This window comes from Marimonas arenosa, from assembly GCF_030848945.1.
In the GTDB taxonomy this organism is placed as follows: domain Bacteria; phylum Pseudomonadota; class Alphaproteobacteria; order Rhodobacterales; family Rhodobacteraceae; genus Marimonas; species Marimonas arenosa.
In genome coordinates, this window is the sequence record NZ_JANHAX010000003.1 from 250,298 (window position 1) to 271,014 (window position 20,717).

18 protein-coding genes are annotated in these 20,717 nt (G+C 65.1%); 10 read left to right on the plus strand and 8 right to left on the minus strand.

What is annotated here, in order from left to right; translation table 11 throughout:
• Nucleotides 1-136: 136 nt before the first annotated feature.
• The 3 genes from NO357_RS11345 (at nt 137) to NO357_RS11355 (ending at nt 4,411) form a co-directional block, all read left to right on the plus strand.
• Nucleotides 137-1,399, plus strand: coding sequence for a glycerate kinase type-2 family protein (locus tag NO357_RS11345; RefSeq protein ID WP_306735787.1), 1,263 nt, complete (start codon nt 137-139; stop codon nt 1,397-1,399).
• A 93-nt stretch (nt 1,400-1,492) separates the two neighbouring features.
• Complete coding sequence (locus NO357_RS11350) at nt 1,493-3,193, plus strand: thiamine pyrophosphate-requiring protein (RefSeq protein ID WP_306735788.1); 1,701 nt, start codon at nt 1,493-1,495, stop codon at nt 3,191-3,193.
• A gap of 111 nt (nt 3,194-3,304) precedes the next feature.
• Nucleotides 3,305-4,411, plus strand: a complete 1,107-nt coding sequence (locus tag NO357_RS11355) for a class I SAM-dependent methyltransferase (RefSeq protein ID WP_306735789.1) — start codon at nt 3,305-3,307, stop codon at nt 4,409-4,411.
• Between the two features lie 165 nt (nt 4,412-4,576).
• Here the strand turns inward: NO357_RS11355 and recR are convergent, their stop codons facing one another.
• The 3 genes from recR to NO357_RS11370 form a co-directional block, all read right to left on the minus strand.
• Complete coding sequence (gene recR, locus NO357_RS11360; protein WP_306735790.1) at nt 4,577-5,170, minus strand: recombination mediator RecR; 594 nt, start codon at nt 5,168-5,170, stop codon at nt 4,577-4,579.
• An 82-nt stretch (nt 5,171-5,252) separates the two neighbouring features.
• Entirely contained in the window at nt 5,253-5,597 is a 345-nt protein-coding gene (locus tag NO357_RS11365) for a YbaB/EbfC family nucleoid-associated protein (protein WP_306735791.1), read from the minus strand.
• A 28-nt stretch (nt 5,598-5,625) separates the two neighbouring features.
• Entirely contained in the window at nt 5,626-6,036 is a 411-nt protein-coding gene (locus NO357_RS11370; RefSeq protein WP_306735792.1) for a hypothetical protein, read from the minus strand.
• Nucleotides 6,037-6,122: 86 nt separating this feature from the next.
• Here NO357_RS11370 and NO357_RS11375 point away from each other — a divergent pair, with 86 nt between their 5' ends.
• Nucleotides 6,123-6,563 (plus strand): DMT family transporter, encoded by a 441-nt coding sequence (locus tag NO357_RS11375; protein WP_306735793.1) that lies wholly within the window; start codon nt 6,123-6,125, stop codon nt 6,561-6,563.
• A 175-nt stretch (nt 6,564-6,738) separates the two neighbouring features.
• Here NO357_RS11375 and NO357_RS11380 read toward each other — a convergent pair whose 3' ends face one another.
• The 3 genes from NO357_RS11380 to NO357_RS11390 all read right to left on the minus strand — a co-directional run bounded on the left by NO357_RS11380 (nt 6,739) and on the right by NO357_RS11390 (nt 10,206).
• Nucleotides 6,739-7,806 (minus strand): hypothetical protein, encoded by a 1,068-nt coding sequence (locus tag NO357_RS11380; RefSeq protein ID WP_306735794.1) that lies wholly within the window; start codon nt 7,804-7,806, stop codon nt 6,739-6,741.
• Between the two features lie 214 nt (nt 7,807-8,020).
• Complete coding sequence (locus tag NO357_RS11385; RefSeq protein WP_376744372.1) at nt 8,021-9,763, minus strand: DNA polymerase III subunit gamma/tau; 1,743 nt, start codon at nt 9,761-9,763, stop codon at nt 8,021-8,023.
• A gap of 206 nt (nt 9,764-9,969) precedes the next feature.
• Entirely contained in the window at nt 9,970-10,206 is a 237-nt protein-coding gene (locus NO357_RS11390; protein WP_306735795.1) for a DUF202 domain-containing protein, read from the minus strand.
• 244 nt (nt 10,207-10,450) lie between these two features.
• Here NO357_RS11390 and ypfJ point away from each other — a divergent pair, with 244 nt between their 5' ends.
• The 6 genes from ypfJ (at nt 10,451) to NO357_RS11420 (ending at nt 18,160) form a co-directional block, all read left to right on the plus strand.
• On the plus strand, nt 10,451-11,296 hold the full coding sequence (gene ypfJ, locus NO357_RS11395; RefSeq protein WP_306735796.1) for a KPN_02809 family neutral zinc metallopeptidase: 846 nt from the start codon (nt 10,451-10,453) through the stop codon (nt 11,294-11,296).
• Nucleotides 11,297-11,388: 92 nt separating this feature from the next.
• Entirely contained in the window at nt 11,389-11,904 is a 516-nt protein-coding gene (locus NO357_RS11400) for a phosphatase domain-containing putative toxin (RefSeq protein ID WP_306735797.1), read from the plus strand.
• A gap of 243 nt (nt 11,905-12,147) precedes the next feature.
• Nucleotides 12,148-13,233: a TRAP transporter substrate-binding protein gene (locus tag NO357_RS11405; RefSeq protein ID WP_306735798.1), complete on the plus strand. Its 1,086-nt coding sequence runs from the start codon at nt 12,148-12,150 to the stop codon at nt 13,231-13,233.
• Nucleotides 13,234-13,348: 115 nt separating this feature from the next.
• Nucleotides 13,349-14,350 carry a TRAP transporter small permease subunit gene (locus tag NO357_RS11410; protein ID WP_306735799.1) on the plus strand — a complete coding sequence of 334 codons (1,002 nt, stop codon included), beginning with the start codon at nt 13,349-13,351 and terminating at the stop codon, nt 14,348-14,350.
• Nucleotides 14,351-14,365: 15 nt separating this feature from the next.
• Nucleotides 14,366-17,023, plus strand: coding sequence for a TRAP transporter large permease subunit (locus NO357_RS11415; RefSeq protein WP_306735800.1), 2,658 nt, complete (start codon nt 14,366-14,368; stop codon nt 17,021-17,023).
• 45 nt (nt 17,024-17,068) lie between these two features.
• On the plus strand, nt 17,069-18,160 hold the full coding sequence (locus tag NO357_RS11420; protein WP_306735801.1) for a CaiB/BaiF CoA transferase family protein: 1,092 nt from the start codon (nt 17,069-17,071) through the stop codon (nt 18,158-18,160).
• 9 nt (nt 18,161-18,169) lie between these two features.
• On the opposite strand, the gene NO357_RS11425 is transcribed toward NO357_RS11420, so the two are convergent.
• Nucleotides 18,170-19,369, minus strand: coding sequence for an MFS transporter (locus NO357_RS11425; RefSeq protein ID WP_306735802.1), 1,200 nt, complete (start codon nt 19,367-19,369; stop codon nt 18,170-18,172).
• A gap of 87 nt (nt 19,370-19,456) precedes the next feature.
• Nucleotides 19,457-20,620, minus strand: coding sequence for an amidohydrolase (locus NO357_RS11430; RefSeq protein WP_306735803.1), 1,164 nt, complete (start codon nt 20,618-20,620; stop codon nt 19,457-19,459).
• Nucleotides 20,621-20,717 lie beyond the last annotated feature (97 nt).

Here is a 20,717-nt window from a genome sequence, read left to right on the forward strand (position 1 = left end):
GGTGTATTCTGTAAGTCCAGGCCGTGAGGCGCGCTGCGTGCGGAAGAGCCGTCGGCGGGTGAATTTCCGGCAGGATGGAGGAAAAGGGTGGTGTTTTGCCAACGGCTTGGCGAAGGTTCGGTTTGGAGGAAAACACATGCGCGACGAGGACCGGGAGCTTTTGCAGGCGATGTTCGCCGCGGCTGTGGCGGTGGCCGAACCGGGCGCGGCGATGCGGTCTTGCCTGCCGGAGCCGCCCCGTGGGCGCACGGTTGTGATTGGTGCGGGCAAGGGGGCGGCGCAGATGGCGGCGGCGTTCGAGCAGCTGTGGGCGGGGCCGATCGAGGGCGTGGTGGTCACGCGCTATGGCTTCGGGGCGGAAACCCAGCGACTCCGGGTTCTGGAGGCGGCGCATCCGGTGCCGGACGCGGCCGGTGTCGCGGCAAGCGACGCGTTGGTCCAGGCGGTCGACGGGTTGGGCGAAGAGGACCTGGTGGTCGCGCTGATCTCGGGCGGGGGATCGGCGCTGCTGGCCGCGCCGGCCGAGGGGCTGGAACTGGCGGACGAGATCGCGCTGAACGAGGCGTTGCTGGCGAGCGGGGCGCCGATCGGGGCGATGAACGCGATCCGCAAGATGGTGAGCCGGGTCAAGGGCGGCCGCCTGGCCGCGGCGGCACATCCGGCGCGCGTGGTGAGCCTGATCGTATCCGACGTGCCGGGAGACGCGCCCTGGGAGGTGGCGAGCGGGCCGACGGTGCCGGGGCCTGGTGGACGGTCTGCGGCCCTGGCGGCGGTGCGGGATTACGCGATCGCGTTGCCCGGGCGAGTGGCGGACTATCTCGAGCGGGCGGAAGAACCGCCGCAGCCGGGGGACGCCGAGTTCGAGCACGACAAGGTGCATATCATCGCCAGCGCCGCGAAATCGCTGGAAGCGGCGGCGGAGGTGGCGCGCGACGCCGGCTATACCCCGGTGATCCTGTCGGACGCCATCGAGGGCGAGGCCCGCGAGGTGGCGAAGGTGCACGCGGCGATCGCCCGCGAGGTGGCGACAAGGCAGCGGCCGTTCGCGCCACCGGTGGCGATCCTGTCGGGGGGCGAGACCACCGTGACGCTGCGCGGATCGGCTGGCAAGGGTGGGCGGAACAGCGAGTTTCTGCTGAGCTTTGCGCTGGCGATCGACGGGGTGACCGGGATCGCGGCGCTGGCTGCCGATACCGACGGGGTCGACGGCAGCGAGGACAATGCCGGGGCGTTTGCCGATGGCGGCACCGCGGCGGCGATGCGCGCGGCGGGCGTGGACCCGGCCGCGGCGTTGGCGGGCAACGACGCCTGGAGCGCGTTCGAGGCGGTCGGCGGCTTGTTCGAGCCGGGGCCGACCGGCACCAATGTCAACGATCTGCGGGTAATCCTGGTGCGGTGACGGCGCAGATGCAGGGCCCGTGCGGAGCGCTTGCCGAACTTACCGCCGGCTTCGTTCTTCTGTAAGGTGCGGGTGATCGCGGGAGGGACGGCTATGACACACACGGTGACGGCGGGCGGGGCGATTTTTGGCAAGCTCAAGGCGCTGGGGGTAGACTTTGTCTTCGCCAATTCCGGCACGGATTTTCCGCCGATCATCGAGGGGCTGATTGCGGCGCAGCGGGCCGGCGTCGACCTGCCTGAGCCGATCACGGTACCGCATGAGCACGTGGCGCTTGGGATGGCGCACGGGGCCTGGCAGGTGACCGGCCGGGCGCAGGCGGTGATCCTGCATACCAATGTCGGGCTGGCCAACGGCGTGATCGGGGCGATCAATGCCTGGTGCGACCAGGTGCCGATGATCCTGATGTCGGGACGGACACCGGTCACAGAGAAGGGCCGGTTCGGAGCGCGGACGGTGCCGATCGGCTGGGGCCAGGAGATGTTCGACCAGGCGGCGCTGATCCGGGAAGTCACCAAGTGGGACTATGAGTTGCGGTTTCCCGAGCAGATCGGAGAGCTGTTGGACCGGGGATGGGCGATTGCCAATTCCACGCCAAAAGGGCCGGTCTATCTCAGCTTGCCGCGGGAGGTGTTGTGCGAGGAGGTTCCGGCTCGGAGGCTGGATTCACCTTCGGCGATGGCGCCGGTGGAGACGGCCTGTGATCCGGCAGCACTGGCGCGGGCGGCGGCGTTGCTGGCCGGCGCGGAGGCGCCGGTGATCGTTGCGCAGCGCGGGGCGGGGACAGCCGCAGCATTCGAGGCGTTCGGCGGGTTCGTGCGCGACTGGGCGCTGCCAGTGTCGCAGTATTGGGCGAACCAGCTGATCCTGCCGGTCGGGCACGAGATGCAGATCGGCGCCGACCCGGGGCCCTGGCTGGAACAGGCCGACGTGGTGCTGGTGATCAACGCGCTGGCGCCGTGGTGCCCCGACAAGGTGCGATTGCGGGATGAGGTGACGGTGATCCAGCTTGGCCCCGATCCGCTGTTTTCGCGCACCCCGGTGCGGAATTTCCCGGCGCATGTGACATTGGCCGGGGAAACCGGGGACACCCTGCTGGCGCTGATTGGGGCGATGGAACGTCAGGCACGAGACGACGCCGCGTTGGCGGCAAGGCGGCAGCGGATCGCCGCGTCGGCGCAATCGACGCGGGCGGCGGTGGTGACCGCGGCGGAACAGGGACGCGGCGCGCCGATGAGCAAGGACTGGGTGGCGCTGTGCCTGGGGCGGGCGATCAAGGGGCGCAAGGCCAGCGTGTTTCACGAGTTGGGCTGTCCGTTGCAGCCCTTGGACCTCGAAGAGCACCTGAGCTATTTTCAGGAGCCGCATTCCGGCGGGCTGGGCTGGGGTTTGCCGGCGGCGATGGGGGCGCAGCTGGCCGATCCCGAGCGGTTGGTTTTCGCCACGATCGGCGACGGGTCCTACATGTTTGCCAACCCGACGGCCTGTCACCAGGTGATGGAGCGCCTGGGCCTGCCGGTGATCGTGCTGGTTCTGAACAACGAGGAATGGGGGGCGGTACGGGCAAGCGCAGAGATGACCTATCCCGACGGGCTGTCGAGCCGGGCCAACGAGATGCCGTTGACCTCGCTGCGGCCGTCCCCGGATTTCGCCCTGACGGCGCAGGCCAGCCGGGCCTGGACCGAGACGGTGACCCGCGGCGAGGACCTGCCCGGCGCGCTGGAGCGGGCAATCAGGGTGCGCGACGAGGTGGGGCGGCAGGTTCTGTTGAACATCGCGATTGCACGGGACTGAGCGGGTGGCGGGCTGAAGCCCGCCCTACGATGTGGCGGCCGCACGCATGGTTTTTCTTTGCACCGAGGTGTGAGCGGTGCAGGATTGCCGGACAGACAGGGAGGGACAAAGATGTCGGGATCGACCAAGGGGTTCATGGCAATGAAAGGGGCAGGGTATTATTCTCGCGCCACCATCGGGGCCAAGCATGTGATGGACAATGCCGCCGGACTGGTGCTGGACGCGCTGGAGCGGATGGACCCGGACGATGACGGGTCGGTCTTCCGGGTGACCGACATGGGCGCGGCGGATGGCGGCACGTCGCTGGCGATGTGGGGGCGGGTGCTGGCGCGGGTGCGCGAGAAGGTGCCGGGGCGGCCGATCGAGATCGTCTATACCGACCTGCCGCGCAACGACTTCAGCCAGACGTTCCAGAACGCGCTGGGGCTGACCGGACAAGAGACCTATGCCGGCAAGGTGCCCGAGGTGTACGTGCTGGCCTCGGCGACGTCGTTTCACGAGGCGATCCTGCCGCCGGGCACCCTGGACCTGGGGTTCTCGGCGACGGCGTCGCACTACATCGCCTCGGTGCCCTGCGAGATCGCCGATCACGTCCACATGGTCGGCGCGGCGCCGGAGGAACGGGCGGCCTACGAGGCCACCGGAGCAGCGGACTGGGAACGGATGCTGCTGGCGCGGGCGCAGGAGATGAAGCCGGGGGCGCGGCTGGCGCTGTTCAATTTCGGGATCGACGAAGAAGGGCGCTATCTTGGCAACACCGGCGGCATAAACATGTTCGACACCTTCGCCGATCTCTGGCGCGGCTTGCGGGACGAGGGGGTGATCAGCCCGGCGGAATTCGCGGCGACGAATTTCCCGCAATGTTACCGCACCGAGGCGCAGTTCACCGCGCCGTTTCTGGATGAACAGGGGCCGGTCTGGCAGGCAGGTCTGCGGCTGGAACATGTCGAGGCGCGGGTGGTGCGCTGTCCGTTCGAACACAATTATTCGGAGACCGGGCAGGGCGCGGCCGAGTTTGCCCGCGACTACATCCCGACACTCAGGTCGTGGTCGGAACCGACCTTCGTGAACGGGTTGTCTGACAACCGCACGCTGGAGGATAAGGCGGCGATCATCAATGAATTCTATGGCCGGTATCAAGCCAGGGTGGCGGCCAACCCGACGGGCCATGCGATGGATTACGTGCATATTTACCTGGTGGCCCGGAAGGAGGGGTAAGGGCGGGTGAGCGTCTTGTGACGTTCGATCCGGACACAAGCCGACCGCGGCTGGCGCGGAACGCGCCGCCCAGGGGGGCAGTCGGCGCGTGGCCAATCTGCGATTGGCCGAAGGATGCGACAAGCGGAACGAAACAATTGCCGGGTCGAGACGAACCCAATGGCTTCAGACGTCCCTGCGCGCCTTCAACGCGGCGGAAATGGTGCCGTCGTCGAGATAGTCGAGTTCGCCACCGATCGGAACGCCCTGGGCCAGGGACGTGACCTTGACGCTGCCTTCGAGCTGATCGGCGATATAGTGCGCGGTGGTCTGGCCGTCGATGGTGGCGTTGAGCGCCAGGATGACCTCGGCGATGTTTTCCGCGGTGACGCGGTCGACCAGTTTGGGGATGCGCAGGTCTTCGGGGCCGACGGCATCGAGCGCCGAGAGGGTGCCGCCGAGGACGTGGTAGCGGCCCTTGAACACCCCGGCGCGCTCCATCGCCCAGAGATCGGCGACGTCCTCGACCACGCAAAGCTCGCCATTGGCGCGTTTTTCACTGGCGCAGATGTCGCAGATGTCGGAGGTGCCGACATTGCCGCAGTTGAGGCATTCGCGGGCGGTGGCGGCGACGGTCTGCATCAGGTCGGCGAGCGGGGTCAGCAGCAGGGCACGTTTGCGGATGAGGTGCAGCACCGCGCGCCGCGCCGAGCGCGGGCCGAGGCCGGGAAGCTTGGCCATCATCTCGATCAGGGCGTCGATGTCGCGGGTGGAGCTCATATCGGCGGTGGCGCCTCTGGTGGCGTCGGGTGCGAGGGGCCAGCCCCTCGCGCTCCCCGAGGTATTTTCAAACAGAAGAAGATCAGAACGGCAGTTTCATGTCCTTGGGCAGGCCCATGGCCTCGGTGATCTTGGCCATTTCCTCCTGCGCCTTGTCGGAGGCTTTCTGCTGGGCATCCTTGATGGCGGCGAGGATGAGGTCCTCGACGACTTCCTTTTCGTCGGGCTGGAAGATCGACGGGTCGATGTCGAGCGCCTTGAGCTCGCCCTTGGCGGTGCAGGTGGCGGTGACCAGGCCGGCGCCGCTCTCGCCGGTGACCAGCATACTGTGCATCTCTTCCTGCAGCGCCTCCATGCGGGTTTTCATTTCCTGGGCGGCTTTCATCATCTTGGCCATGTCGCCCATGGCGCCCAATCCTTTGAACATTGCGATCTCCTTTCAGGGGTGTCGGGCTTTAGATACGGTCGGCGGGGCGGTCGCGCAACCACAGCCAGGCCAGAGAGGCGGCGGAGATCAGCGCGATGACGGCGCAGGTGGCTATGGGGATGGTCTGCGGGCCGACGCAGCCCTCGGCGATGGCGGTGCGCCGGATGTCGTCGGGGGCGGTCGACTGGACGTAGAGGGCGGCGCCGATCAGGGTGGCGAACACCGCCGAGATGGCGAAATAGCGTTTCTGGCCGGTGAGCACCGCGAGGGTGATCGCGCCGAGGATGCCGAGGCCGGGCAGCGAGGTGAAAAGGAAAACCAGTTCGTCGAGGCCGGTGGCGGGGCCGCGCGCGGGATCCCAGTCGGGGCGTTCCTGAGCGCAGACATCGGCCAGGGCGTGGGTCGGCAGCAGGACGAGGAGAGCGGCGAGGCGGTGCATGCGGGGAAAGTGGCCCGCGGCGAAGGGTTTGGCAAACGGAATGTGGGGGGTAAGGTGAGCGGGGACTGGTTTTGGAGGGAACGGGCATGACTTTCTGGATCGCTTTGCCGGTGGTGATCGCGGCGGGGGTGGCGGCGAGCCTGCAGGCGCCGGTGAACGCGGCGCTGGCGCGGGTGGTGGAGAATTCGCTGCTGGCGGCGGCGGTATCCTTCGGGGTGGGGTTTTCAGTACTGAGCCTGGTGGTTCTGGTCACCGGCGGCGGCGGTGACGTCGGCCGCCTCTCGGGCGCGGCGTGGTGGATGTTCCTGGGCGGCGCGCTGGGGGCGTTCTACGTCTGGGGGGCCTTGTGGGGCGTGCCGGTGCTGGGGGTGGTGACGATGGTCTCGGCGCTGATCCTGGGGCAGATGGTGGCGGCGCTGGTGGTGGATTACGTGGGGGCGTTCGGGCTGCCGGTGCGGGAGTTGTCCTTGCCGCGGGTCTTGGGAGCCGGGTTGGTGGCGGTGGGGGTGGTGTTGTCGCGGTTTTGAGGGGGGAAAGTTTGTTTTGCGGACTTTTCTGCCATTCACGGCAAACAATTAAAAGTCAGCTTTCGGTTAACGCCGTCTGGTACGGGCTGCGATGGATTGAAGCCTGAATGCGCAGCGGGATTTAACAACTGACGGCCAGAAACGATTATTTGGGAGCGCCGTTTATGCGCCCTTATCATGAGTCGTCATCAAATTCGTCGTCGTCTTCCTCGTGGGTCAATAGCTTCGTCTTCTGAACCTCTTCCCGATAGTCTTGGATCAAGTCACGCACCTCTTCCACCGCTTGGGCAAGGTCTTCGTCATAGTCTTCGGACTCTGCGTCCAACGGCGGCGGCAACATGTAATCCATTTCGCCGCCTTTTTCTGTGAAGGTGATGTAGCGATCTATCGCCTTTTCGAGTTTGGTAATGGCTTCCGGGGCTGCGTTCGGCTGCATTTCCCTGACAACCTTCATTAGGGCCGCTTTGGATTCCTCACGCCGCTCTCTCTCTTGACGCGTCAGGTCTTTCTTAATTGCGTCCGAATACATACGAGAACGTTCAAGCTCTTCCCGCTTGAGCTGAAAATCCAGATAGTCATTTGCGATACTTGCGATATGCTTGGAAACCGTCGCCAGAATCTTTGTAACGATTGGCGCGGCGCTTAGCGTGAAGATGATAGAACCGTTTTGCGCGCCCACAACGGCAACGTCTTCGGGTCTCTCGCCCGCGACAACGGCGACACTTCCCAAGTAGAGTTCCCAATCGGCCGCTGTCCTTTTCCAGTCCGTGACGTTGGTAATAGCGGCGCCACCTTGGAAAATCACGTTGAAGGCGTAGGGGGTCGGGGTGTCGATAACGTCGCCACGCTTGAAGCCAATTCTTGCAGCGGAATTTTTGAATTCGTCCAGTTGGTTTTGGGCTTGTTCCATTTTCTGGAAAGCCTCTTGGACAGTTTGAAAGGTGGTAGCTGGATCATAAGTCTTTGTTTGGACCGTACGAATGATCCAAGCCCTTCCGGCCTTTCCCACAAGGTGCGCAACGCCCAGCCTTTCCAGCACTTGCATTTGCAGCGTCGAAAGTTCGGACGTGGGCATTTCACGCAAAGCGCGAGACAGGGCTTTGAGCGGATCGGCAACAGGCTGTTGGCTGGCCTGTTGTGAATTGTTCTGCAATACGCTTACCAAGGCGGAGTATTCAGATTTCACCTCTTGGAAGTGTGTCTGATACCAGTTCGCCAATTGGACAACCTGAGAAACTTCCATCGCAATGCCTCCACAACTGCCGGATAGGTGGAGCAAATTCATACGGGATTGTCGCGCGTTGCGCTACCTATACCTACGCAATCCTCACTGGCGCTGAATGTGTGCAGTGGTCGCGCTATCAAGCGAAAGCACTGCAACATCCATCAAGGCAGTAACGGACATTGGTTTTTCGCGCAGCTTCCTGCACTGTGGGCTCAAAGCGGACGACGCTCCCTCACTCCTCCTCGAACGGGTCCCACTCGTCTTCGACCTCCTGAAGCGCCTCGGTCTGGGCTTGTGCGGCGAGGTCGGCGGCGGAGCGGATGTCTAGGATCCTGGCGGAAGGGAAGGCCTCGAACACGGCTTGCACCAGCGGGTGGTCGCGGGCCTCGGTTTCCAGCGCGGTTTTGGCGGCGGTGCGGGCCTCGACGATCGAGGGGGCGCCGCCTTCGGAGACCACCGAGACGGCCCAGCGGTTGCCGGTCCAGCGTTGCAGGGCGCTCCCGAGGCGCTGGGCGAGGTCGGTGGGGGCGGTGGGCGTCGGTTCGAAGGTGATGCGGCCGGGCTGGTAGGAGACGAGGCGCAGGTCGGCCTCGACATCCATCAGCAGCTTGCCGTCGCGGTTGGCGCGGATCAGTTCGACCACGTGGTCGAAGGTCGGGTAGCGGGCGAGCGCGTGTTCGGCGTCCTGCGCCAGCGCGGCGGAGGGACCGCCGGTTGCGCCGGAGGAGACGGTGGCGCGGGCGGTGGCCGCGGGGCCGCCAGTGCCCGAGGGCGCCGCGGGCGCGCCGCCGGCCGGCGGGGGCGGCGGTGTGGCGTCCTTGAGCTTGCGCACGAGGTCTTCGGGCGACGGCAGGTCAGCGACGTGGGTCAGCCGGATGATCGCCATCTCGGCGGCCATCATGGCGTTGGGGGCCTGGGCAACCTCGTCGAGGGCCTTCAGGAGCATCTGCCAGGTGCGGGCGAGGATGCGCATCGGCAGGGTGTCGGCCATCTGCTTGCCGCGGGTGCGTTCGTCGGGGCTGATCGTCGGATCGTCGGCGGCGTCGGGGGTGATTTTCACCACGCTGACCCAGTGGGTGATCTCGGCCAGGTCGCGCAGCACGGCCAGCGGGTCGGCGCCGTCGGCATACTGCGCACTGAGTTCGGTCAGGGCACCGGCGGCATCGCCCTTCATGATCATGTCGAACAGGTCCATCACGCGGCCGCGGTCAGCCAGGCCGAGCATGGCGCGGACCTGGTCGGCGGTGGTTTCGCCGGCACCGTGCGAGATCGCCTGATCAAGCAGCGAGGTCGCGTCGCGGGCCGAGCCTTCGGCGGCGCGGGTGATCAGCGCAAGCGCCTCGTCGGTGATTTCCGCGGCTTCCGCGTCGGCGATGCGGCGCAGCATGGCGATCTGGTCTTCGGGTTCGATCCGGCGCAGGTCGAAGCGCTGGCAGCGGGACAGGACGGTGACCGGCACCTTGCGGATCTCGGTGGTGGCGAAGATGAACTTGACGTGCTCGGGCGGCTCTTCCAGCGTTTTCAGCAGCGCGTTGAAGGCGCTGGTGGAGAGCATGTGAACCTCGTCGATGATGTAGATCTTGTAGCGTGCCGAGGCGGCGCGGTAGTGCACCGACTCGATGATGTCGCGGATGTCGTTCACGCCAGTGCGGGAGGCGGCGTCCATCTCCATCACGTCGACATGGCGGCCTTCCATGATGGCGGTGCAATGTTCGCAGACGCCGCAGGGTTCGGTGGTGGGGCCGCCCTGCCCGTCGGGGCCGATGCAGTTCATGCCCTTGGCGATGATCCGGGCGGTGGTGGTCTTACCGGTGCCGCGGATGCCGGTCATGATGAAGGCCTGGGCGATGCGATCGGCCTTGAACGCATTCTTCAGCGTGCGCACCATCGCCTCTTGCCCGACGAGATCGGCAAAGGTCTCGGGGCGGTATTTGCGGGCGAGGACCTGATAGGGTTTCTTGTCGGTGTCGCTCATTGGAGGCCTTGCAGGATTCGGGGCTGCGGGCAGGGTAAAGGGGTGGCGCGGGGAGGTCTAGCTCAGACCAGCCAGAGGATCAGGCCGGTCGACAGGGTAGCGACCGTCACCAGTATGGCGATCAGCGTGTAGGACCGCGAATTGCCGGTGTCGACATCGTTTTCCGAGAGCCTGTCGCGGGTGCCGCAGGCGCGGTTGCGGGCGGACTAGGTGAAGATCAGCCCGACGACAAGGAAAAGCGAGGCGACGGCCTTGGGCAGCCAGATAGGGGTGAGTTCGCCGAAAATGGCATGCAGCCCAAGGGCGACGCCGACGCAGCCGAGCGCGGTGCCTGTCCAGGACGAAAACGTGCGCTCGGAAGACATCAGCGTGCGGTCTTCCGACCAGCGGGTGCGCTGGACGTCGTGACTTTCGTCTTCCCGGTTTCTTTCCGCGGCGGCCATATACCGAGGTTATGCCTGCGCGCGGGCGCAGGGAAGCCCGGATTTGCCGGCGGAGCGGTATCGGTCGGGTCGCGGAGCCGGGCCGATGGCGGGGCTTTCTGAGCCGCCGGCGACCGAGGCATGGCGCACCCGGTCGCGGTGGCTTCGGAGGGCGTTGCGCATCGCTGTCGCGGGAGATCAAGGCTTGGAAAGGTTCCGGGAATCGGCCAGTGTGAGACGGTCAAATGGTGAGGGGGGTCGACCCATGCGATTGAAAGGCGTGCGCGGCAGTCGGAACGTGGAAGACCGGCGCAGAATGGGCGGCAAGACCGGGGCCGGGATCGGCGGGATTGGGCTCTTGATCATTTTAGCCATCGGTTATTTCGCGGGTGTGGATGTGACCCCTTTGCTGCAGGGGCAGCTTGATGACAGCACACAGCAACGTGGCGCACCGCGCGAGTTGACGGCGGAAGAGAAACATGCCGGCGATTTCGCAATCAAGGTGCTGGCGACCACCGAAGATGTCTGGGGTGAGGTGTTTCCGCAGGCGTTCGGCGAGGCGTATCGACCGCCGGTGCTGGTGCTTTTTAGCGGCGTGACTCAAAGCCCCTGCGGCGGGGCCAGCGGCGCCACCGGCCCGTTCTATTGCCCGGCGGACAAGAAGGCCTACCTCGATACCGATTTCTTCGCCACGATGGCGCGGCAGCTTGGGGCCAAGGGCGATTTCGCCGCGGCATACGTGATCGCGCATGAGGTGGCGCATCATGTTCAGAACGAGCTTGGCATCATCCCCAAGGTCAACGCCGCACGCAAGCGGGCAAGCGAGGTCGAGGCCAATGCGTTGACGGTGCGGCTGGAGTTGCAGGCGGACTGCCTGTCGGGTGTCTGGGCGCGCGAGGTTGGCGGGCTTCTGGAGCCAGGCGATCTAGAGGAGGCGCTGAACGCGGCACGGCAGATCGGCGACGACACGCTGCAGCGGCGGGCGGGGCGGGTACCGCAGCCGCATACCTTCACCCACGGCACCAGCGAACAGCGCCAACGCTGGTTCGCAGCGGGCTATGACAGTGGTGATCCGGGAAGTTGTGATACGTTCGGGGCAAAGCGGCTCTGAGCTTGTGATTCCGTTTTCGGGGGGAGTGAAACGGTGACGATTTCGGAAAACCCGATCAGGCGGGACCGGGTCATGCCTGCGGAGGCGGGGACATGTCCGGGCTGGTGATCTATGCCCTGCCGGTGGGCGGGGGCACGCTGGCGATTGCCTCGCTGCCGGGGCGAGGGGGCGACTATCGCGGCGATCTTGAGGTGTTTCACGAGTGGAAGCCGGGCATCGTGGTGTCGATGACGACCGAGGCGGAAATGGCCGAGGTCGGGGGTCACAATCTGGGGTCGGACATCCACGGTATCGCCAGCCGCTGGTGCCATCTGCCGGTGCCGGATTTCAGTGCGCCGGGGTCGGATGTCGAAGCGAAATGGCCCGAGGTCAGCCGCAATGTCCGCCGGGCCCTGAAGGGCGGTGGCCGGGTGATCGTTCATTGCATGGGTGGCTGCGGTCGGTCGGGAATGGTGGCGCTGCGGCTGATGGTCGAGTGCGGCGAAGACAGGTTCGAGGCGCTGAAGCGGCTGCGCAGCTTGCGCGACTGTGCCGTGGAGACCAAGGGTCAGCTGCAATGGGCCTTTTCCGGCGCGCTGGCAGAGCGGGACGAGACACCGGAACCGTGATCACGAATCGAGTGAAGGCGGGCGTGCGTCGGCGTCGAATGGATCGCCTATAGCGGGAAGATTGAGGTAAATTTTGTGCAGCGGTAAAAACAACTTGCGCGATTTGGTAAACAAACATTACCAGTTCTCGAAAAATGCAATTGTATTCTGCTCAGACTTGCTTAGTAATTGACGCCATGTGGGCCGCAGGGTTTACCTATGGTCCGTGAACGATAACGAAAACGACAACTCGGAGGAGAACAAATGGAACGTCGTAAATTTCTGAAAGGTGCTGCGCTTGGTGCCGGTGCAACCGCGCTGGCCACGCCGGCACTCGCCCAGGGCGGCAGGCAACTGACCATCGTGTCGACCTGGCCGCGGGACTTCCCTGGTCTGGGCACTTCGGCCCAACGTCTGGCCAAGCGGATCGGTGAGATCTCGGACGGTCACTTCAACGTGGAATACTTTGCCGCCGGTGAGCGCGTCGGCGCGTTTGACGTGTTCGACGAAGTCGCCTCGGGCAACTCCCAGGCCTACATCGCCGCTGACTACTACTGGGTTGGCAAGCACCCGGGCTTTGCCTATTTCACCGCCGTGCCGTTCGGCATGACCACGCCGGAATGGAACGCATGGGTCAAGTTCGGCGGCGGCCAGGAGTTGTGGGATGAACTTTCGGGAGAGTTCGGCCTGAAAGCGCTGACCTGCGGCGGCACCGGCGCACAGGCCGGCGGCTGGTTCAACAAGGAAATGAACAGCCCCGACGACTTCAAGGGCCTGAAGATGCGTATCCCGGGCCTTGGCGGCACCGTGCTGTCCAAGCTTGGCGCGTCGACCGTGTCGCTGCCGGGCGGCCAGATCTACGAAAACCTGGTGTCGGGCTCGATCGAAGCGACTGAGTGGGTTGGTCCGTACAACGACTACTTCATGAAGTTCTACGAGGCCGCCAAGTACTACTATACCGGCGGCATGCACGAGCCGGGCGGCGGTCTGGCCTTCGGCATGAACGCATCGTGGTGGGGCTCGCTGACCGACTATGAGAAAGCGGTTCTGACCGCGGCCTGCTATGAAGAAAACGGCAACCAGCCGGAAGAAGCGGCGGCGCTGAATGGTCAGTACCTGCAGAAGCTGATCAACGAGCATGGCGTCGAAGCCCGCGCGTTCAACGAAGACATCTGGGATGCCTTCGGCGATGCCGCGGCGGAAGTGTTCGAGGAAACCCGCGAACATTCGGCCTTGGCTGCGAAGATCAACGATGACTTCCAGGCGAAGCTGCGTGAGATCGGGTCCTGGCGCGCCGCCGCCGAGATCGAGTTCTCGGCGCAGCGCAACCGCGTCCTCGGGATGATCTGATCAAAGCTGATCTGAAACATGAGGCGGGGCCTGAACTGGCCCCGCTTCCTTTGCATCGGGAGCAGCAGACGGCCGGGCCGAGTGAAGCCGGGCATCTGTAGACGGGGGAGAATCCATGACAGCCGCTAGCGCTACGCATGTTGTGCCGAAGGACGGCGACACGTCAGTGATCGCACGCCTGTTCGGCTGGGGTATGTTAGCCATCCTTGCCGCGTTCGTGATCGTGAACGCGTTGAATGTTGGATGGGAACTTCCCGGAACGCATGACCTGATCGCAGGAGGCGGTGGCGAAGGTGCCTGGATTTCCTGGCTGGTCTATGCGGGCTGTCTGGCAGTGGCTCTGGCTTATGTCGTGACGTCGCCAGGGCGTAACCTACGCTGGGACGCGATGGCGATCCACCGCTTCAACGTCTATCTGATCCGCGCCTGTTTCTGGGCGGTGCTTCTGGTCGGGATTGTCGACTCCAGTATCGCGCTGATGCGGGTCGAGAATATGCTGGACGGCCTGTTCGGCGAGACCCTCGCGAGGGAACTCGGGCGGGCGCAATTTGTCGGGCCCTACGTGCACCTTCCCCTGATCGGGCTGAGCCTGATCATCGCGTTGTTTACGCGCACGCTGGGCTTCCAGTGGCTGGCGCTTCTGATCGTGGCGGCCGAATTGGCCATCGTGGTGTCGCGCTTCGGCTTTTCCTATGAACAGGCGCTGATGGGCGACCTGGTACGCTATTGGTATGCAGCGCTGTTCCTGTTTGCCAGCGCCTATACGCTGTTCGAGGACGGGCATGTGCGCGTTGACGTGCTCTATGCCGGCTTCGGTCACACCAAGCGTGGTTTCGTTAACGCCTGGGGCTCGATCCTGCTGGGCATGTCGGCGGCCTGGGTGATCCTGGCGATCGGGTTCAACGGCAAGCAATCGATCATCAACTCGCCGGTGATGAACTTCGAGGTAACCCAGTCGGGCAGCACCGGGATGTATGTGAAATACCAGATGGCGGCCTTCCTGGGTATTTTCGGGATCACCATGCTGATCCAGTTCGTCAGCTATTACCTCGAGTCGGTCGCAGACTGGCGCAATCATCCAGGCAAGCGCGAAATCGCGCCGGCCTCGGCACATTAAGGAGGGACGGGACCCATGGAACTCTATTTCCTCGCCCTTCTGATCATCACCATGGCCATCGCGCTGGGCTCGGGCTATCCGGTGGCCTTCGCCCTGCCGGGGGCTGCGATCATCACCATCGGCGCGGCCGCCGGGGCCGGTTACCTGTTTGCCGGTTCGACCGACGCCTATTTCCATTCCGGCGGGCCGCAGCAATGGCTGTCGGCCGGGGTGACCAACCTCCGAGGGGTCTATTGGGAGGTCGAGCGGGACACGTTGATTGCCATTCCGCTCTTCATCTTCATGGGCATCATGCTGCAGCGCTCGAAGATCGCGGAAGACCTGCTGGTCACCATGGCGCGCCTGTTCGGGCCGGTGCCGGGCGGCCTTGGCATTTCGGTGGTTTTCGTCGGCGCGCTGCTGGCGGCCACGACGGGGATCGTCGGTGCCACCGTGGTGGCGATGGGCCTGATCAGCCTGCCGGCGATGCTGCGCAACAACTATTCGCCGTCGCTGGCGACCGGCACGATCGCGGCCTCGGGCACGCTGGGGCAGATCATTCCGCCCTCGATCGTGCTGATCATCCTGGCCGACCAACTGGCCTCGGCCACCGACCAGGCCTCGACCGCGCGCAAGGCACTGCACAAGGTCTCGACCGGCGAGCTGTCGATGCCATCGGAATTCGACGTCGCCTCGACCAGCGCCGGCGAGATGTTCCTGGGCGCCTTCGTGCCGGGCATCGTGTTGGTGCTGCTTTACATGGCCTATATCCTGATCTTCGCGGTGATCAATCCCAAGGCCGCGCCTGCGGTGCATACTTCAGGCGGCTTTGATCGCAAGTTCTGGGGCGAGGTCTTCCTGACGCTGGTGCCGCCGCTGACGCTGATCTTCCTCGTTCTGGGGTCGATCATCACCGGTGTCGCCACCGTGAACCAGGCCGGTGCCATCGGGGCCGCGGGGGCGCTGATCATGGCGGGCTACCGGCTTTACGAGGGCAAGGGTCGGACGACATACTGGCCGGCGTTGATGGCGCTGGCATCGCTGGCGATGATGGCCTACGTGCTGTCGAACTATGACATGAACCTGAAGTCGGCCAGCACCGCCGAGGACTGGACCGGGATCTACCTTGGCCTTTTAGCGATGATCGTCCTGATGGTCGCGCTGGTTTGGAGTGGATGGCGGGTTCTGAAAATCGAGAACACGATGCAGGGTGTGATGCTGGAGACGGCGAAGACCACGTCGCTCGTCTTCATCATCCTGCTGGGTGCGGCGATGCTGACCGCGGCCTTCCGGGCATTCGGTGGTGAGGAACTGGTGAAAGAGTTCCTCAACAGCCTGCCGGGCGGGTTCTGGACCCAGTTCATTATCGTTATGCTGGTGATCTTTGTCCTCGGTTTCTTCCTCGACTTCATCGAGATTGCCGTGGTGGTCGTGCCAATCGTCGCGCCGATTCTGCTGATGGACCCGAGTGCAAACATCACTGCCGTTTGGCTTGGTGTGATGATCGGCCTGAACATCCAGACCTCGTTCCTGACACCGCCTTTCGGGTTTGCACTTTTCTATCTGCGCGGGGTGGCACCGGCGAGCGTTAAGACGGTGCATATGTACAAGGGCGTAGTTGCCTTCATCTCGCTGCAGCTTCTGGCGCTGGGCATCGTTGGGGCGTACCCGCCGCTGGTGAACTATCTGCCGAACCGGGTATCGTTCCTGTCGGAAACGGCACCGCCGCCGCGGAACCCCAAGCTGCAATACTGCATCGAGGAATACACCGGGCAACAGATTGCCGAGAGCAGCCCGGCCGAGGTGATCGCGCGTGCCAAGGCGTTGGACCTGTCGGCCCTGCCGAAGAACCTGCAGAATGACCTGACCAAGAGCTTCGAAAACGCCGAGTCGGCACTCGCCGGGCTGGACTCGGTGTTCGCGGCCGAGGAGGCCGTGGACGCGGCGGCGAACGACTATCGCCCATTGCAGCGCGAGGTGCGGACGATCGAGAAAGATATCCGGAAGCTTGAGGAAGAGGCCGAGGAGTTGCGGACGATCATCGGACGTCTGCGCGACGAGTCGCAGGCCGAGCGCCGCGCCCGATTGGAGACCCGGCGTGACCGGCTTCTGGCCGAGGCCGAGGAGCAGAAAACGCATATTCCGGAGAACTGGGAGGAAGCGCACAAGGTCTTTGCCGAGTTGACAACCGCCGAGCAGAAAGCGCGCACGACCTATCGACGCAACGCCGATCAGGCTTGGGAAGCTCCGAGTGAGGTGCTGGCGATCCTGGATGACAACGCGGCGTTTGACGCGCTGGAAACCGAGCTGCGCGACATGCGTGGCTATATCGAAAGCGTGGCCGAGACCGACGCGGCGGCCGAGGACACCGTCAAGGTGCTGGAGGACAAGTTCGGCGTGATCGAAGGCGCCAGTGACGTCAAGTCGGACCTGAGCAAGGCACGCCGGGCGCTGCGGGTGAATAAATTCGATCGCGAACAGGCGCTGGAGAGCTTTGACGATGCGCTGGCCGAATACGAAGCGCAGAAGGCGTGGCGCGCCGAAGCGGCTAACCTGCGGCCCGGAGTCGAGGCCTATCTCGACGGGATTCGCAGCACGCTGGGGATTCGCTCGCAAGACCAGCTGACCCGCGAGCAGGCGCTCTACATGGCGTCTTGCAGCGCCGTGCACCGCGATATCTCGCTGAACTTCTGATCCAGGGCCCCGGTTCGCCGGGGCCTTTTCCTTTGGGAGTTTACCATGCTGGATGGCATCCGCATCGTCGAGGTCGAAGGGCTGGGACCGGGGCCATTTGCAGCCATGACGCTGGCCGATCTCGGTGCCGACGTGATCGTGGTGCATCGCAAGGGCGGCAACCCGACGCCGGGCGTGCCGGACCGCTCGGTACTGGACCGAGGCAAACGGTCGATCGCGCTGGATCTGAAGGATGCGGATGATCTGGAGGTGTTTCGCAAGCTGGTGGCCACTGCCGACGGGCTGATCGAGGGGTTTCGGCCGGGGGTGATGGAAAAGCTCGGGATCGGGCCCGAGGCCTGCCACGCGATCAACCCGGCGCTGGTTTTCGGGCGGATGACGGGATGGGGACAGGACAGTCCGCTTGCCAAGGCCGCCGGTCACGATCTGAACTACATCTCGATGTCGGGGGCGCTGTGGTATGCTGGTGCGCCGGGTGATGCGCCGGTGACGCCGGCGACGCTTGTGGGCGATATCGGTGGCGGAGCGCTTTATCTCGTGGTCGGGATGTTGGCCGGGATCATGCAGGCAAAGGCGACCGGACGGGGCACGGTGGTGGATGCGGCGATTTATGATGGTTCGGCCCATATGATGAACCTGCTGATGGCGCTGCGCCAGGCGGGCGGGTTTCCAGAGGCGCGGGGCGAGGGCATTCTCGACGGGCCGCACTGGTGCCGGAGCTATGCCACCGCCGATGGTGGCTGGATGTCGGTGCAGTGCCTGGAGCCCAAGTTCTATGCGATCTTCCTCGAGCTGCTGGGTCTGAACGAGGACGCGGATTTCGCCGGGCAGTTCGACCACGGCCTGTGGCCCCGGGCGACGGAGCGCCTGAAGACGATTTTCGCCGGCAGGACGCGGGCCGAGTGGGAGGCGTTGTTCCTGGGCACGGATGCCTGTGTGGCGCCTGTGCTGAGCCCGGACGAGGCCACCTTGCACGAGATGAACGCGGCGCGGGGCGTGTGGAAGGCGCCGGCAGGCGTGTTGCAGGCAGCGCCGGCACCGCGCTTTGCCGGGCAGCCGGCTTGGGAGCCGACCGAGTCGCCGGTACGTGGCGCGCATGGTGCAGACATTCTGAAAGAGCTCGGCCTCGGTGGATGACCCCCCGACCTAGGCTCTGCGCTTGCCGATCATGGCAATCAGGGCGACGGTGGAGCCGGCCAGCAGGATGACGGCCAGCGTGGTGGGGCCAAGCCCGAAGACTTCGGACAGGGCGCTGATGGTGAAGGCCAGCGCCGAGGTCGACAACGTGATCGACACCATCCAGAGCGACATGATGCGCCCGCGCAGTTCGTCTTCGAGGTCGGTCTGGATACCGATCTGCAGAGACACGCCGACATAGGTTCCGGCGAAACCGACGATCGGTGCCAGTGCGAAGGCCAGCGGGAAGGAGGGCGCCAGGGTCAGCGCGGCGGTTGCGGTGAAGCCGACGGCGATGACGGTGAAGCGGGTGGCCGCCATGCCGGCGAGCCGCGCGCCCGCGACGACCTGGAACACTGCCGCGATCAGGGCGCCGGCGCCAACGGCCGAAGTCAGCAGGCCGAGCCCCTCGGCGCCGCGTTGAAAGCGGCCATCGGCGATCAGGGCCAGGATTTCAGTGACGCCCCGGATCGGTCCCATCGCGGCCACGGTCAGAAGCAGGCTGTACCGCACCGGCAGGCGCGACCAGGCGGCGCGCAGCCCCTCGGCCAGGTCGGTAAGGAAGCTGCTGCGCTCGGCCTTGGGCGGCACAGCGCGCGGTTTCAGCGTTGGACCAATGATCAGGTTGGGCAGGAAAAGAGCCGTCGAAATTGCCGCGGTCGGGATGGTGCCGAGCTGAGCAATGAGAAACCCGCCGATGGCGGGGCTGATCACACGGCCGACGTTGAAATTGAGAGCCGCGAGCGCGACGACCGAACCGATCTGGGGCTGGTCGACCAGGCGTGGGCCGAGCGATTGGCGCACGGGGTGATAGGCTGAGATCACGGTGCCGAAGAGAAGTGCGATGCCGAGCAGGCCGCTGGGGGTCAGGACGCCTGCAAGCATCAGCGCGAGCAGCGCCGCCGGGCAAGCCAGCAAGCCGATCGAGACCCAGCGATAGGCGACAAGGATCGGCGTTCTATCGGTCAGCGCGCCGAAGAAGGGCGCGGTGAAGGCGACCGGCGCGAGGCTGAGCGCGGCGACCAGGCCGACAAAACTGGCCGATCCCGTGAGATCCCAGGCGAGCCACGAGAGCAGCACCCGGAAGATCCAGTTTCCGTTCACTCCCGCCACGGCACCCACGAAGTAGCGGCGGAACGCTGGGTTTGCGAGGGCGCCGAAGCCGCTCATGAAGCTTGGGTCCTGGGTGAGGGAAGCACGCACATGTCCTTTTGCCGCGAGCGTAGCGCCGCCGGCCGCAGGCGCAAGAGGCGGCGGCTAAGACGTCAGGTCGTCGACGATCGCGGAGAAGATGCGGGCCCCCACGGGAATCAGATCATCGGGGAAGTCGAAATCCGGATTGTGGAGCGCGGGGCTGTCGACCCCTGAACCGAGGAGCAGCATGGCGAGTTCGCAATCGCCGCCGAAACGGCCGAAATCCTCGGACCCGGGCAGAGGGAAAGGGCCCTGGTCATAGGGAATGCCGATCCGGTCGAGCGCCTTGGAGGCGACGGCTACGGCACCCGGGGTGTTGTCGCAGGTGACAAAGACGTCGTCGTAGCCGATCTCGAGACCTAGGCCGCCGTTTCGGGCCGCGGTTGCGGCCAGAGTTTCGGCGTCCTCGATCAGGCGCACCATGCGGGCTTCGGTCAGGGCGCGCAGGGTGACGTAAAGGTCGGCTTCGCCCGGGGCGACGCCAAAGGCCGGGTCGCCAAGCCGGGCATGGCAGATCGTGGCCAGTGCATAGTCAGGGTCAGTGCCGCACCGGCCCTGCCCCAGGGCAGCGAGCGCGGGCATCAGGCTAGATAACGCGGTCATGGGTGACAGGCCGTTTTCCGGCTGCGAGGCGTGGGCGGTGCGGCCGGCAAGCCGGATACGCATGCCGCGCGAGGCACACATGACCGGCCCTGACGCAAGGGCGACGTGGCCCAGCGGCACGCCGGGCCAGTTGTGGATAGCGAAGGCATAGTCGGGAGTCAGATCGGCAAATTCCGGGTCGGCGACGACGGCCGCCGCCCCGGCGCCGTTTTCCTCGGCCGGCTGGAACATCAGGACCACCGAGCCGCGCGTTGGGCGCCGGCGGCCCAACAGGCGGGCCATAGCGGCGATTATGGTCATATGGCCATCATGGCCGCAGAGATGGCCTTTCCCCGGGTCTTGCGAACGATGGTCGTGCGTTGAGGTTTCCCGGATAGGCAGCCCGTCGAGTTCGCAGCGCAAGAGGAGACGCGGGCCGGGGGCGGCGCCGTTGTAAAGCGCCGCGACGCCGTGACCGCCGAGCCCGGTCACGATGCGGTCGGGCTGCGTGGCTTGGAGCATCGTTTCGACGCGGGCGGCAGTTTCTTTCTCCTCGCCCGAAAGCTCGGGATGGCGGTGCAGTTCGCGCCGCCATTGGGTGAGGTCGACCACGTCGGAATTTGTGAGGGAGGTGCGCTGGGTCATCGGGTACGTCGCTTGTTTCGCTGTCCCCGGACAGTAAGGGCGGAAACCGCGGGAGCAAGACGCAACTGCGCCCGGCGCAGGTTCACCGGGCACAGAA

Excerpts from the sequence above, each read along its gene's own strand:
- NO357_RS11365 (WP_306735791.1), bottom strand. The coding sequence starts at position 5,597 with ATGTTCAAAGGATTGGGCGCCATGGGCGACATGGCCAAGATGATGAAA.
- NO357_RS11370 (WP_306735792.1), bottom strand. The coding sequence starts at position 6,036 with ATGCACCGCCTCGCCGCTCTCCTCGTCCTGCTGCCGACCCACGCCCTG.
- NO357_RS11345 (WP_306735787.1), top strand. The coding sequence starts at position 137 with ATGCGCGACGAGGACCGGGAGCTTTTGCAGGCGATGTTCGCCGCGGCT.
- NO357_RS11430 (WP_306735803.1), bottom strand. The coding sequence starts at position 20,620 with ATGACCCAGCGCACCTCCCTCACAAATTCCGACGTGGTCGACCTCACC.
- NO357_RS11415 (WP_306735800.1), top strand. The coding sequence starts at position 14,366 with ATGGAACTCTATTTCCTCGCCCTTCTGATCATCACCATGGCCATCGCG.
- NO357_RS11400 (WP_306735797.1), top strand. The coding sequence starts at position 11,389 with ATGTCCGGGCTGGTGATCTATGCCCTGCCGGTGGGCGGGGGCACGCTG.
- NO357_RS11350 (WP_306735788.1), top strand. The coding sequence starts at position 1,493 with ATGACACACACGGTGACGGCGGGCGGGGCGATTTTTGGCAAGCTCAAG.
- NO357_RS11420 (WP_306735801.1), top strand. The coding sequence starts at position 17,069 with ATGCTGGATGGCATCCGCATCGTCGAGGTCGAAGGGCTGGGACCGGGG.
- ypfJ (WP_306735796.1), top strand. The coding sequence starts at position 10,451 with ATGCGATTGAAAGGCGTGCGCGGCAGTCGGAACGTGGAAGACCGGCGC.
- NO357_RS11375 (WP_306735793.1), top strand. The coding sequence starts at position 6,123 with ATGACTTTCTGGATCGCTTTGCCGGTGGTGATCGCGGCGGGGGTGGCG.
- NO357_RS11380 (WP_306735794.1), bottom strand. The coding sequence starts at position 7,806 with ATGGAAGTTTCTCAGGTTGTCCAATTGGCGAACTGGTATCAGACACAC.
- NO357_RS11385 (WP_376744372.1), bottom strand. The coding sequence starts at position 9,763 with ATGAGCGACACCGACAAGAAACCCTATCAGGTCCTCGCCCGCAAATAC.
- NO357_RS11410 (WP_306735799.1), top strand. The coding sequence starts at position 13,349 with ATGACAGCCGCTAGCGCTACGCATGTTGTGCCGAAGGACGGCGACACG.
- NO357_RS11355 (WP_306735789.1), top strand. The coding sequence starts at position 3,305 with ATGTCGGGATCGACCAAGGGGTTCATGGCAATGAAAGGGGCAGGGTAT.
- recR (WP_306735790.1), bottom strand. The coding sequence starts at position 5,170 with ATGAGCTCCACCCGCGACATCGACGCCCTGATCGAGATGATGGCCAAG.
- NO357_RS11405 (WP_306735798.1), top strand. The coding sequence starts at position 12,148 with ATGGAACGTCGTAAATTTCTGAAAGGTGCTGCGCTTGGTGCCGGTGCA.
- NO357_RS11390 (WP_306735795.1), bottom strand. The coding sequence starts at position 10,206 with ATGGCCGCCGCGGAAAGAAACCGGGAAGACGAAAGTCACGACGTCCAG.
- NO357_RS11425 (WP_306735802.1), bottom strand. The coding sequence starts at position 19,369 with ATGAGCGGCTTCGGCGCCCTCGCAAACCCAGCGTTCCGCCGCTACTTC.